The organism is Bradyrhizobium cosmicum (assembly GCF_007290395.2).
In the GTDB taxonomy this organism is placed as follows: domain Bacteria; phylum Pseudomonadota; class Alphaproteobacteria; order Rhizobiales; family Xanthobacteraceae; genus Bradyrhizobium; species Bradyrhizobium cosmicum.
Map to the genome: position 1 here is coordinate 223,837 of NZ_CP041656.2, position 12,279 is coordinate 236,115.

Sequence of the window (12,279 nt, forward strand, 5' to 3'; positions counted from 1 at the left end):
GGGTTGCCGCTGGCGCCGGCACGCCGCAAGGCTGCTCCGCAAAACTACGGTGCAGCTTGTTGGGATCGGGTTAAGGGGGCGGTGCGAGGTTGGCCGCCAACAGCACCCGCCAGGCAATGGATTCAGGCTTCGACGATCCCGATCACGACTATGCCGCGTCCATCGCCGGACGGGCGATGCGGAGCATGGCCGAGCAGCGGATTCCACCGACGCCGGCCAATTTTGCCGTCTGGTTCCGGTATTTTGCAGGCAGCCAGGACGATTTGCGCAACGCCGTGGATCTCCTGATCGACCACAATCGCCCATTCGACGCCGGGACCAATCGGAATCTGTTCGAGACCTATGTCGCGCCCCAGGTAAGCGCCGTCGCCGTCAATACGTCCGAGCGGCTGCATACCCTGATGGGCGCAGCGAAGGAGTTTCTGGCGACCGCGATCGCGGACAACCAATCCCAGATCCAGGCGATCAGCGAAGTGACCGACCAGGGCAACGCCGGCGTCGATCCGAAGGTGCTGGTCGGTCAGCTCATGAACGAGCTGGCGCGCGCCGCGACGAGAGCGACACGGCTCGAGGCAGGCTTTGCGGAAAAGACCCGCGAGCTCGACGTGATTCGCGATTCGCTCTCCAAATCCGAGGAGCGCGCCCGGACGGATATGTTGACGGGCCTCGCAAACCGGCGAGCGCTCGACGAGTTCCTGCGCCAAGCGCAGACGACGGCGGACTGGGGCGAGCCGCTCAGCGTGCTCTTGCTCGACATCGACCACTTCAAGAGTTTCAACGACAATTTCGGTCACAGCGTCGGCGACCAGGTGCTGCGGCTGATGGCGAGGGTGCTGCGCGAAAAGGTTCGTCAGCAGGATTTGCCGGCGCGCTATGGCGGCGAGGAACTGATCGCGGTGTTGCCGGATGCCGATCTCGCCATTTGCGCCGAGATCGCCGAGGTCATCAGGCGCGCGATCGCCGAATGCACGATCACGCGGCGCTCGACCGGCGAGATGCTGCCCAGCATCAGCGTGTCGATCGGCGTGGCGCAGTACCGGACCGGCGAAGCGATCACCGATCTGATCGAGCGCTGCGACCGCGCGCTCTATCTCGCCAAGGGTGGCGGCCGCAATCGCGTGGTGACGGAGAGCGAGCTCGATCGCGCCGCAGCCGCGGGTTAGCGATCAACCTGCCATCATCATGTCGGCCGCGCCGTTCTCGATCACCTGGATGCCGTGCTCGACGACATTGTTGCGGCCGCGATGTTTTGCGGCGTAGAGCGCAGCGTCCGCGGCTTCGATGAGATCGCCGGGGCGCAGGGTCTCGTTGGGCTTCGTGGCGGCAACACCGATCGAGACGGTGACGATCATGTGCGCCGAGGTGATGTGCGGCAGGCAAAGCCTCAGCACGGCCGCGCGCACCTGTTCGCCGATTTCGACGGCGCGGTTCACGTCGGTGTTCGGCAGCAGCAGGCAGAACTCCTCGCCGCCATAGCGCGCCGCAAAGCCCATCGTGTCGGCGGCGATGCCCGACAGCGATTCGCCCAGGCGGGTCAGGCAGGAATCGCCTTCGAGATGGCCGTAGGTGTCGTTGAACAGCTTGAAGTGGTCGACGTCGATCATCAGCAGCGCGAGGTCGCTGTTATACTGCTGCGCGCGCATCCATTCGAAGTCGAGCCGGCTCTGGAAGCCGCGGCGATTGGCGAGTCCCGACAGCATGTCGATCGAGGCCATCACGGTCAGCCGGTCGTTGCTCGCGATCAGCTCGCGCTCGCGCTGGCTGAGCTGCGCGGCCATCGCATTGAACGCGCGGGCCAGCGGCACGAACTCGGCCGGCAGGCGGTTGCGCGCCGCGCGCGCCGACAGGTCGCCTTCGCCAAGACGCTTGGCCATGTCGGCCAGCATCTCGATCGGCTTGATCACAAGCTTCTCGGCGGCAATCAGCGCGCCGAGCAGGACGAACAGAACGACGAAAGCGAGCTGGAGATAGGCCGTGCGAATGTCGCGGCTGACCGCCGCGGACACCTTGTCCTCGTCGATGCTTGCGATCAGGCGCGCATTGGTGCCGGCAATGCGGATGTAGCTGACCGCGCGGCGGGAGCCGTCGGCGGCCAGGAAAGAGAGTGAGCCTTCATCCTGGTTCGACCGCAGCGCCTTGTCGGCGATCGCGGACATCAGCGGCATGTTGTCGAGGGGGCGGCCGATCGCACCATGCTGGTCGGCCGGCGCCGCCAGCACGGTACCGGCGCTGTCGACCAGCACGGCGGTGATGCCGGCGCGGCCGCCGAGATTGTTCATCACCTTCGACATCCAGTCGAGGTTGACGGTCGCAAGCACGACGGCATCCGCCGTCCCGCTGAAGGCGGATACGGGATAGACCGCCATGACGGTCGGCGACAACACGGGCCGCGACAGGATGAAGTCGCTCAGCACGAAGCGGCCGGTCTCCTGCGCCTGCTGGAAGTAGGGCCGGTCGCTGAGGTCGAGGCCGACATACATGTTGTTGGTGGCGCACTGGATGCGGCCGTCCTGGCCCGCGATCAGCAGCGTGCGGATCCAGGGAAGGTTCGACGGCAGGCTCGCGCGCAGCACGTCGCAGCTCTTGCTGATGCCGCCGGCGGATGCCCGGATGAAAGCTTCCGATTTCAGGATGGTCTCGACCGACGAGATCACCTCGCGCTGCGCGTCGGCGCTGTGCCTTGCGACGGTCGTGAACTCGGCCGTGGCCTGCGCGATCTGCCGGGCTCGCGTGTCCTCGAGCGAACGGATGCGCTCCAGCATCAAGGGCGTCACCAGAATCAACGCGAGCAACGCAAGCCGGGCCCGGATTCCGAGAACCTGCTTGAGTTTCGCTCGTTTGCGGTTGAAACTGACGTTGGCCATCTTCGCTACCCACCCCGCGGGCCAAGGTAAAGCGAAGGGTTCAAAAACTCTTTCTTGAACTCGGTAAAATTGGACTTACCGCGGTAACGAGCGCAAACAATCGACCCTCATGACAGAAGCCAACGCCGCGCCGGTAACCGGCCATTCACCAAACGCGCTCGCCGCGGTCGAAGCCGAAATCGCCCGCGCCTGCAAGGACGCGCGGCGCGAGCGCGCCTCGGTGACCCTGATCGCAGTGTCCAAGACGTTCGCGGCAGATGCAATCATGCCGGTCATCACCGCCGGACAGCGCGTATTCGGCGAAAATCGCGTGCAGGAGGCCAAGGGCAAGTGGCCTGCGTTAATCTCTGCTCACCCGGATATCGCACTGCATCTGATCGGGCCGCTGCAATCCAACAAGGCGAAGGAGGCGGTCGCGCTGTTCGATGCCATCCATTCGGTTGACCGCCCGAGCATTTGCCAGGCGTTAGCCAAGGAAATCGAATCCCAGAACAGGCATCCGGAGCTGTTCGTCCAGATCAATATCGGCGAGGAGCCGCAGAAGGCCGGCATCGCTCCCGGCGAGGCCGACACCTTCATCGCGAGCTGCCGCGACACTTATGGGCTGACGATTTCCGGCTTGATGTGCATTCCGCCGGTCGACGAGCCGCCGGCTGCGCATTTTGCGCTGACCGCCAAGATCGCGGAGCGTAACGGACTGAAGAAGCTCTCGATGGGCATGAGTGCGGACTTCGCCACAGCCATCATGCTTGGCGCCACCCACGTCCGCGTGGGGAGCGCGATCTTCGGGCACCGGTAGTTGTCGTTGGGGCGGGCTTGCGCCAAGCAACCGCAATGACGGTGGTGATTACACAAACCCCACCGATACCTTCCCCAGCACGCCAAAGTCCGCCGCAAAATGATCGCCGACTTGAATCGGCAGCGGTGGATGGCATGTGCCTGTCGTCACCACCTCCCCTGCCCGCAAGGTGATGCCGAGTCCGCGCAGCTCGTTGGCAAGCCACGCCAAGGCAGCACGGGGGTCGCCCAGCACGTTCCTGCCGTGGCCGGTGTAGTTCTTGCCGTGCAGCGTGATCTGCGGCCGCTCCTCGACGAGGTCCATCGCGCGCCAGTTCGCGGTCGTCGGCGAGCCCAGCACGAACTGATGCGCGCAGGCATTGTCCGCGATGAGCTGCGCCTCACCCGCGCTGACGAAGTCGGCAAAGCGCGAATCGGGAATCTCGATCGCGGGGTGCAGGGTATCGACGGCGGCGAGCACGTCGTCGACGCTGTACGGGGTCGCGCGCGGCGGCAGATCGCGGCCCATGCGGAAGGCGAATTCCGGTTCGCCGACGCGCATCTCGTTGCCCTTCATCGACGCGGTGCCGCCATCGGCGATCAGTGTGTCGCTCATGATGCGACCGGCCAGCGGGCCCGCGACATTGATATGCTTCTGTCCGGCCTCGCTCGTCGCCGCGATCTTCCAGCCGACCAGGTTTCCAAGCGACTGCGTTTCGAGCGCAGCCTGGATGGCGTAACCGTCAGCACGGCTTTGCGGCCGCAAATGTCTCTCCAGCGAGTCGAGCTTGGTGCCGTCACGCCAGTGCTGGACGAGCAGGCGCGATGCGGCGGCGATCTGGTCCTTGTCGAGCATGTGTCCTCACCCGATGATGATTTTTGTTCTTGGCCCAAGCCGTCGCAACAATTGCAGCATCGCCGCCCTGGTCATGGAGACGCAGCCCGCGGTCGGGCCGAAATTGTCGCGCGCCAGATGAAGGAACACGGCGCTGCCGCGGCCGGCGATCCGCGGCCGGGTGTTGTGGTCGATTTCGATGATGAAGTCATAGAGTTGGTCGGCCCGCTTGAGCCGGTCGCCGCCCTGCTCCCGATCGAGCCGGATCGGCTGATTGTAATGGCGGTCCTTGGGGTCCTCGCACCAGGCGTCAGTGTCGCCGATGGCCCGTGCCGGCAGGAAGGTCTGCGGGCGGCGGTGCCGGTCGCCCCGCCACCACAATTGCCTGGGACGGAAGCTGCCCCTCGGGGTGCCGCCATCGCCCTCGCGCTTGTTGGCCAGGATGCCGCCTCTCCCCAGCGCCACCGGAATCGTCAACGACCCTGCCGTCAACCAACCCCGGCGCGGATTCCCCGCAGCAGGCTTAACGCGGATCGCCGGAAGCGGCCCCAAGGTCCGATTCCTGGTGTAACCAACTGACGCAGCTTTCTTTTTCATATGAGCGTGCGATGTCGAATTCATTACAGGACATTCATCAAAACGGCCTGCTATTCTGGGTTAGAGTGGTTCTGGCTTGTGAATCGGTAACAGCCCACTACTTCAACACGAACAAAAATATAACGGCGACCCCTAACTTTCCCTCGCGGCTGGGTGCAGCATGCATGCGCGCCGAGTCGGACTCCAAAAGGATGACCCCCTATGGCCAATGCCCGCAAGATCCTCATCGTGGATGACGATACCGATCTGCGCGATACGTTGGTGGAGCAATTATCGCTGCACGAAGAATTCGAAGCCTCCGCCGTCGATACCGGCGCCAAGGGCGCGAGCGCCGCGAAGGCCAATTCCCCCGATCTCGTTCTGATGGATGTCGGCCTGCCCGACACCGACGGCCGCGAGGTTGTCCGCTCCCTGCGCAAAGGCGGCTTCAAGGCCCCGATCATCATGCTGACCGGGCATGACACCGATTCCGACACGATTTTGGGGCTGGAATCCGGCGCCAACGACTATGTCGCAAAGCCCTTCCGTTTCGCCGTGCTGCTGGCGCGCATTCGTGCCCAGCTCCGCCAGCACGAGGCCAGCGAGGACGCGGTGTTCTCGGTCGGCCCCTACTCCTTCCGCCCCGGCTCGAAGATGCTGACAGCGGCCAATGCGCGTAAGGTCCGCCTCACCGAGAAGGAAACGGCGATCCTTCGCTTCCTCTACCGGGCCGGCCAGATGCCGGTCTCGCGCGAGACCCTGCTTCAGGAGGTCTGGGGTTATAATTCCGGCGTCACCACCCACACGCTGGAAACCCACATCTACCGTCTCCGCCAGAAGATCGAGAAGGACGCCGCCAACCCGGAAATCCTGGTCACGGAAGCCGGTGGCTACAAGCTGGTGCCGTGATAGCTTCAAGGGCGTGCGAATCGTTTTAGATCGCATGCCCTTAGAGCCCCGGACCTGAATGTCAATCGACGACGACGTAGCGCTTCTCGAGCGTGTCCCGACACTGCGCCTGTTGGGAGACGCCTCGTTGCGCATGCTGGCGATCGGCTCCGAGCAGCGTAACTTCGTCCGCGGCGACGTCCTGTTCAATCTCGGCGACGATGCCGATGCCGGCTACGTGGTCCAGCGCGGCGCCTTCCGGGTCGACGACGGCGCCGGTGCCGAAATGATCGCGGGTCCCGGCGCGCTGATCGGCGAGCTCGCGCTGGTGGTGCCGATGAAGCGGCCGTCGAGCGCGATCGCGATCGAGCACGCCTCCGTCATCCGCGTCGCGCGCAGCCTGTTTCAACGCGTGCTCGAAAGCGACCCCGCGGCGGCCGTTCGCCTGCGCGACGAATTCGCGGTGCGGTCGAGTCAGATTGCGAGCGATATATTGATGGCGGGCGCGAAGCTGACCTCGTAGCTCTCTCCCGTCGTCATTCCGGGCCCGCGACTTCGTCGCGTCCCGGAATGACGGGACTCAAACCTCCAGCGTCACCGTGACAGGCACGTGGTCTGACGGCCGTTCCCAGCTCCGCGCGTCGCGCAAGATCCTGAAATCGCTGACCGCATCCTTCAGCGCGCGCGAGACCCAGATGTGGTCGAGCCTGCGGCCGCGGTCGCCGACGGTCCAGTCGGCGGAGCGGTAGCTCCACCATGTGTAGACCTTTTCCGACATCGGGATGCGATCGCGTGCGACGTCTACCCACTCGCCGGCTTCGAGCGCGGCCTTTAGCTTCTCGGTCTCGACAGGCGTGTGAGAGACGACTTTCAAGAGCTGCTTGTGCGACCACACGTCGTTCTCGTGCGGCGCGACGTTGAGGTCGCCGACCAGGATGTGGCGATCCTCGCCGCGCGGATGCAACGGCTCGCAGGCCTTCATCTCGTCGAGGAAGCGGAGCTTGTGGTCGAACTTCTCGTTCAGCGCGGGATCGGGAATGTCGCCGCCGGCGGGCACGTAGAAATTATGCAGCACCAGCGGCTTTGCGATGTTGGCCTTGCTTCCGAAGGATACGGAAATATGGCGCGAATCCACCTTGTCGCAGAAGGTCCGGATGTCCGTCGACTCGAACGGAATCTTCGAGACGATGGCGACGCCGTGATAGCCTTTCTGTCCGTTCAGCGCGACATGCTCATAGCCGAGCCGCTTGAAGCGCTTCAGCGGAAAGGCATCGTCGATGCACTTGGTCTCCTGCAGGCAAAGTACGTCCGGCCGCGCGCTCTTGAGAAACTTTGCGACTAGGTCGATGCGCAGCCGCACCGAATTGATGTTCCAGGTTGTCAGGGAAAAACGCATGAGAGATGCGTCTTAGCATGGATTGGCGTGGGGAAAGCATCTGCGTGCGATAGGCTGACTCTGGCCATCCACGACAATCTCGTGCCCCGGACGCTGCGCGGCACGAAGTGACGCTATGCAGAGCCGGGGCCCAGCTGTGAGGGAGTCTGGGTCCCGGCTCTGCGCCGCACCGCTGCGCGCTGCGTCGCGTCCGGGACACGAGACCGGGCTAACCCGGCGACTGGCCGTAATTGGTGAAATCGATCTTGAACATGCCGGGGTCGAGCTTCTTGGTCGCGTCGAGATTGTAGACCGCGATCGTGGTGTCGTAGCCCTGCGGATCGGTGACGGTCCACTGCTTCAACTGGCCGTCCTTGGCGCCGAACATCAGCATCAGGCGGCTCGTGCCGACCAGCGCCTGCTTCTCTTCGATGGTGACGCTGACGAAAACGTCGTCGGCCGAGACGTTGACGACGTTGGTGTCCTTCATCAGGTCGATGCGGTCGGACAGCAGGAAGCGCAGCGGCGTTTGCGACAGCGGATAGACGTCCTGCGTGGCCAGCTTGCGGTCGCGCACCACCAGCGACGATCCATCGGCGACGATGTCGATCGGGCTCGGCGCGTCATATTCGAAGCGCACCTTGCCGGGTTTCTGAATGTAGAAGTCGCCTTGCGTCTTGCTGCCGTCGGGGCCGACCTGGACGAAATTCCCGACCAGCGTCGACAGCGAGGACAGGTAGGCGCTGACCTTGGCCGCCTGTGCCTTCTGGTTGGCGTCGAAGGTCTGGAAGATGCTGCTCGGCACGTTGCGGCGCGGATCAGGGATGATCGGATTCGGCGGCGTCTGCGTCGCGCCGGTGACGGCAGGTCCGCCGGTGGGCGCGCCACCGTCGCGGCCCTTCGGCGCTGGTTTCGGCACAGGCACGGTCTGCGCAACGGACGCTGCGGTCACCATCGCGGCGGTGACGAGAAGCACGCCGGCCATGCGCGCGCCTCGCGCAGCGAGGGTGGCAGCGAATCGAATGTCCGGATGTCTGATCAACGCGTCGTCCTGGTTGGCTGGGCGTCTTTTTAGCGTGATTTCGGGCAAAAGCAGATAACGTTTTTGCGTGAAATAGTGTTCTGAGGCGGCTCGCCTCACATATGGCTGTCTTCTTCTTCGACCAGAATCTCGCGCTTGCCGGCGTGGTTGGCGGGTCCGACGATGCCTTCCAGTTCCATGCGCTCCATCAAGGACGCGGCACGGTTATAGCCGATTTGCAGGCGGCGCTGGATGTAGCTGGTCGAGGCCTTGCGGTCGCGCTTGACGATGGCAACAGCCTGCTGGAACAGGTCGCCGCCGCCATCCGCGCCCATGCCGCTGGCGTCGAACACCGCGCCGTCCTCGTCCTCGGCGGGCTCTTCGGCGGTAACAGCTTCGAGATATTCCGGCTGGCCCTGGGTCTTGAGGTGGCGCACCACCTTCTCGACTTCCTCGTCCGAGGCAAACGGTCCGTGCACGCGGCTGATGCGGCCGCCGCCGGCCATGTAGAGCATGTCGCCCTGACCGAGCAGCTGCTCGGCGCCCATCTCGCCCAAAATGGTGCGGCTGTCGATCTTGGATGTGACCTGGAAGGCGATGCGGGTCGGGAAGTTCGCCTTGATGGTGCCGGTGATGACGTCGACCGACGGACGCTGCGTGGCGAGGATCACGTGCAGGCCGGCGGCGCGGGCCATCTGCGCGAGGCGCTGCACCGCGCCTTCGATATCCTTGCCGGCGACCATCATCAGGTCGGCCATTTCGTCGACGATGATGACGATGTAGGGCAGCGGGTCGAGCGAGAGCTTCTCTTCCTCGTAGATCGCCTTGCCGGTTTCCTTGTCGAAGCCGGTGTGCACCGTGCGCGTCGGCTCTTCGCCCTTGGCCTTCAATTCGAGCAGGCGCGTGTTGTAGCCGTCGATGTTGCGCACACCGAGCTTGGCCATGTTCTTGTAGCGCTCTTCCATCTCGCGCACCGCCCATTTCAGCGCGACCACCGCCTTCTTCGGATCGGTCACGACGGGCGTGAGCAGATGGGGAATGCCGTCATAGACGGAGAGTTCGAGCATCTTCGGATCGACCATGATCAGGCGGCACTGGTCCGGGCGCAGCCGGTAGACCAGGCTGAGGATCATGGTGTTGATCGCGACCGACTTGCCGGAGCCGGTGGTACCGGCGATCAGCATGTGCGGGGTGCGCGCGAGGTCGATGATGACGGGGTCGCCGCCGATGGTCTTGCCGAGGCAGAGCGGCAGCTTCGCAACCGAGTCGACGGTTTCCTTGGCGACCAGCAGCTCGCGCAGATAGACCTTTTCGCGATGTGCGTTCGGCAGCTCGATGCCGATGGCGTTGCGGCCCGGCACGACCGCGACACGCGCCGACAGCGCACTCATCGAACGTGCGATGTCGTCGGCAAGTCCAATCACGCGCGACGACTTGATGCCCGGCGCGGGCTCCAGCTCGTACAGCGTGACGACAGGACCCGGATTGGACTTCACGATCTCGCCGCGCACGCCGAAATCCTGCAGCACGCCTTCGAGCGAGCGCGAATTGGCTTCCAGCTCGGCCTTGCTGAGCGGCTGGCGATCACCGGCCTTCGGCGCGGCCAGCACGGACACGGACGGAAGCTCGAACTTGTCGGAGGACTTTTTGGAAGCGGACTTCGGCGCGGCCTTCTTGCGCGGGGCGCGCGCGGCGGGCTCTTCCTCTTCCTCCTCCTCGTCTTCCACTTCTTCGGGCTCGTCCTTGTCGTCTTCGTCCTGGGACTGCGGCGAGATCGACGGCGCGGCACGGCCGCCTCCGAGATTCGGTTCCTGGCGGCTGAACGAAACGGCCTTGGTCTTCGGTCCGCTCGAGACCAGCGAGCGGTAAGCGGCACCGCACAGCCAGATCAGCCGCGCCTTGGTGCTCATCAGCGCGTGGAACAGCCAGCCCAGCGACACCGAACCGCGATCGCCCTCTTCGTCCTCGTCGAGCGGCTTGTCGTCATCCTCGATCTCCGCGAGTTCATCGTCATGCTCGCGTGCGCCAAGTCCGCAGGCGACCAGGAAGGTCGCGGCCATCGCGGCGAACAGGATCGTGCCGAGCACGATGCGATAGATCGTGCCGGCGGGTCCGAAGATCACCGCGGGCGCGCGCACCAGCGCATCGCCGACCACGCCGCCGAGGCCGGTCGGCAGCGGCCAGGCGCCGCCATGCGGCCAGCAGCTGACGAAGCCCGCTGCGATCACCGTGCAGAGGATCCAGGAGCCGAGCCGCAGCGCTTCGCGGTCGAACGGGCGATGCGTCAGCATGCGCCAGCCCCAGACCGCGACGGTCAGGATCAGCATGATCGCGCCGAGCCCGAGGATCTGCATCGCAAGGTCGGCGCCGATCGCGCCGGCATAGCCCAGGATGTTGCGGATCGGCCGCGAGGTGGCGTGGCTGAGGCTGGGATCCTGCACCGACCAGGTCATCAGCGCGGCAGAGGCGACGCCAGACAGCGTGATCAGGCCGAAGCCGGCGAGCTCGCGTACGCGCCGGCCCAGCGCCTCGCGGATCGAGGGCGGCAGATGGCCGACCAGGGGAATGACACGTTCGATCGCCGACATGCTCATGGGCCCCGCCTAACCCAGAGTCTCGACCAGCCGGTGCAGCGCCTGCGCCGTGGTCTCGCCATCCTGCACCAGCGCGAGGCGAATGTAGCCCGCGCCGGGATTGAAGCCGTCGGGCTGGGGCCGCGCCAAAAAGCTGCCGGGTACCACGCGCACGCCTGCTTCCTTGAAGAGTTTCAGACACACCGACACGTCGTCGCCGATGTCGGACGTGTTGAGCCAGACGCAGAAGCCCGCATCGGGCCGGCGATAGCCGTAGCGATTGCCGATGATCTGGTCGGCGAGATCGAACTTGGTCCGGTAGAGCCGACGATTCTCCTCGACATGCGCTTCGTCGCCATAGGCGGCGATCGCGACATGCTGGAGCGGCACCGGCACCTGCGGAGCTGCGATGTTGCGGAGCTCGAGGAACATGCCGATGAACCTCTTGTCACCGGCGGCGAAACCAACGCGCATGCCCGGCAGGTTGGAGCGCTTCGACAGCGACTGGAATGCGACCACGCGGGTGAAGTCGGGGCCGGCGCATTCGAGCGCGCTGCCCGGGGCTTCGCGGGTATAGATCTCGGAGTAGCACTCGTCGCTGAGGATCACGAAACCATGGCGGTCGGCGAGCTGCTTCAGCCGCCTGAAATAGTCGGGCTTGGCGACCGAGCCCTGCGGGTTGGCGGGCGAGGCCAGATAGAACGCCACCGTGCGCGCCAGCGTTGCTTCGTCGATGGCATCGAGATCGGGCAGGAAGCCGTTTTCGCTCGTGGTCGGCAGATAGATCTGCTCGCAAGCGGCAGCCGAGGCGCCGGCGCCATAGACCGGATAGAACGGGTTCGGCATCAGGATGGCGGGCTTGCCCGGGCGCGGACCGACATAGCGCGCGGCCGCGATTGCGGCGAGGAACAGCCCTTCGCGGCTGCCATTGAGGACGAGAATCTCGGTCTTGGGATCGAGCGGCCGCGGCAGCTTGAAGCGCGACGACAGCCAGGCGCTGGCCGCCGCGCGGAACGGCTCCGTACCCTGGTTCATCGGGTAGCGGCCGAAATCGGCGATATGCTTGGCGAGCACGGGGCCGACGAAGTCGGGCACGGGATGCTGGGGTTCGCCAACCGCAAGCGAAATCAGGGGCTTGCCGGGCTGATGGGGAGCCAGCAGCTCGTTCAGCCGGACGAAAGGCGAGCGTGCGGAATCGGAGCTACCACCGCCCTGCGGCGCACTGGATGAAGCGGTCATAGCCATTCTGGACGCCAGCACTCTTTGAACAGCCGGTCGCACCAGGGCGCCGGCGGGAAGCGGTTCAGTTCACCATAGATAGGGCGAGGTTAAGACGCGATTAACCATCGGTCGGCAGGTCCGTCCAGACC

11 protein-coding genes are annotated in these 12,279 nt (G+C 64.9%); 4 read left to right on the top strand and 7 right to left on the bottom strand.

Going from position 1 to position 12,279, the window contains the following annotated elements; translation table 11 throughout:
• Positions 1 to 116: 116 nt before the first annotated feature.
• Positions 117 to 1,163 carry a GGDEF domain-containing protein gene (locus FNV92_RS01035; RefSeq protein WP_186355520.1) on the top strand — a complete coding sequence of 349 codons (1,047 nt, stop codon included), beginning with the start codon at positions 117 to 119 and terminating at the stop codon, positions 1,161 to 1,163.
• Positions 1,164 to 1,166: 3 nt separating this feature from the next.
• Here FNV92_RS01035 and FNV92_RS01040 read toward each other — a convergent pair whose 3' ends face one another.
• On the bottom strand, positions 1,167 to 2,864 hold the full coding sequence (locus FNV92_RS01040; RefSeq protein WP_143842580.1) for a diguanylate cyclase domain-containing protein: 1,698 nt from the start codon (positions 2,862 to 2,864) through the stop codon (positions 1,167 to 1,169).
• Between the two features lie 109 nt (positions 2,865 to 2,973).
• On the opposite strand from FNV92_RS01040, the gene FNV92_RS01045 reads away from it, so the two are divergent.
• Positions 2,974 to 3,663, top strand: a complete 690-nt coding sequence (locus tag FNV92_RS01045; protein ID WP_143842579.1) for a YggS family pyridoxal phosphate-dependent enzyme — start codon at positions 2,974 to 2,976, stop codon at positions 3,661 to 3,663.
• 48 nt (positions 3,664 to 3,711) lie between these two features.
• Here FNV92_RS01045 and FNV92_RS01050 read toward each other — a convergent pair whose 3' ends face one another.
• Together FNV92_RS01050 and FNV92_RS01055 are read right to left on the bottom strand one after the other, a co-directional pair.
• Positions 3,712 to 4,497 carry a 2-keto-4-pentenoate hydratase gene (locus FNV92_RS01050; RefSeq protein WP_143842578.1) on the bottom strand — a complete coding sequence of 262 codons (786 nt, stop codon included), beginning with the start codon at positions 4,495 to 4,497 and terminating at the stop codon, positions 3,712 to 3,714.
• A 6-nt stretch (positions 4,498 to 4,503) separates the two neighbouring features.
• A complete protein-coding gene (locus FNV92_RS01055) occupies positions 4,504 to 5,073 on the bottom strand; it encodes a L,D-transpeptidase family protein (protein ID WP_168213399.1) in 570 nt (189 codons plus the stop codon).
• Between the two features lie 201 nt (positions 5,074 to 5,274).
• Here FNV92_RS01055 and FNV92_RS01060 point away from each other — a divergent pair, with 201 nt between their 5' ends.
• Positions 5,275 to 5,961, top strand: a complete 687-nt coding sequence (locus FNV92_RS01060; RefSeq protein ID WP_008142830.1) for a response regulator transcription factor — start codon at positions 5,275 to 5,277, stop codon at positions 5,959 to 5,961.
• Between the two features lie 58 nt (positions 5,962 to 6,019).
• Complete coding sequence (locus FNV92_RS01065) at positions 6,020 to 6,463, top strand: cyclic nucleotide-binding domain-containing protein (RefSeq protein ID WP_014438856.1); 444 nt, start codon at positions 6,020 to 6,022, stop codon at positions 6,461 to 6,463.
• Positions 6,464 to 6,520: 57 nt separating this feature from the next.
• Here the strand turns inward: FNV92_RS01065 and xth are convergent, their stop codons facing one another.
• The 4 genes from xth to FNV92_RS01085 form a co-directional block, all read right to left on the bottom strand.
• Positions 6,521 to 7,336, bottom strand: coding sequence for an exodeoxyribonuclease III (gene xth / locus FNV92_RS01070; RefSeq protein WP_143842576.1), 816 nt, complete (start codon positions 7,334 to 7,336; stop codon positions 6,521 to 6,523).
• Between the two features lie 208 nt (positions 7,337 to 7,544).
• Positions 7,545 to 8,300, bottom strand: coding sequence for an outer membrane lipoprotein carrier protein LolA (locus FNV92_RS01075; protein ID WP_143842575.1), 756 nt, complete (start codon positions 8,298 to 8,300; stop codon positions 7,545 to 7,547).
• Positions 8,301 to 8,452: 152 nt separating this feature from the next.
• On the bottom strand, positions 8,453 to 10,930 hold the full coding sequence (locus FNV92_RS01080) for a DNA translocase FtsK (RefSeq protein ID WP_143842574.1): 2,478 nt from the start codon (positions 10,928 to 10,930) through the stop codon (positions 8,453 to 8,455).
• 9 nt (positions 10,931 to 10,939) lie between these two features.
• Positions 10,940 to 12,154: an aminotransferase class I/II-fold pyridoxal phosphate-dependent enzyme gene (locus FNV92_RS01085; protein ID WP_168213398.1), complete on the bottom strand. Its 1,215-nt coding sequence runs from the start codon at positions 12,152 to 12,154 to the stop codon at positions 10,940 to 10,942.
• Between the last annotated feature and the right edge of the window lie 125 nt (positions 12,155 to 12,279).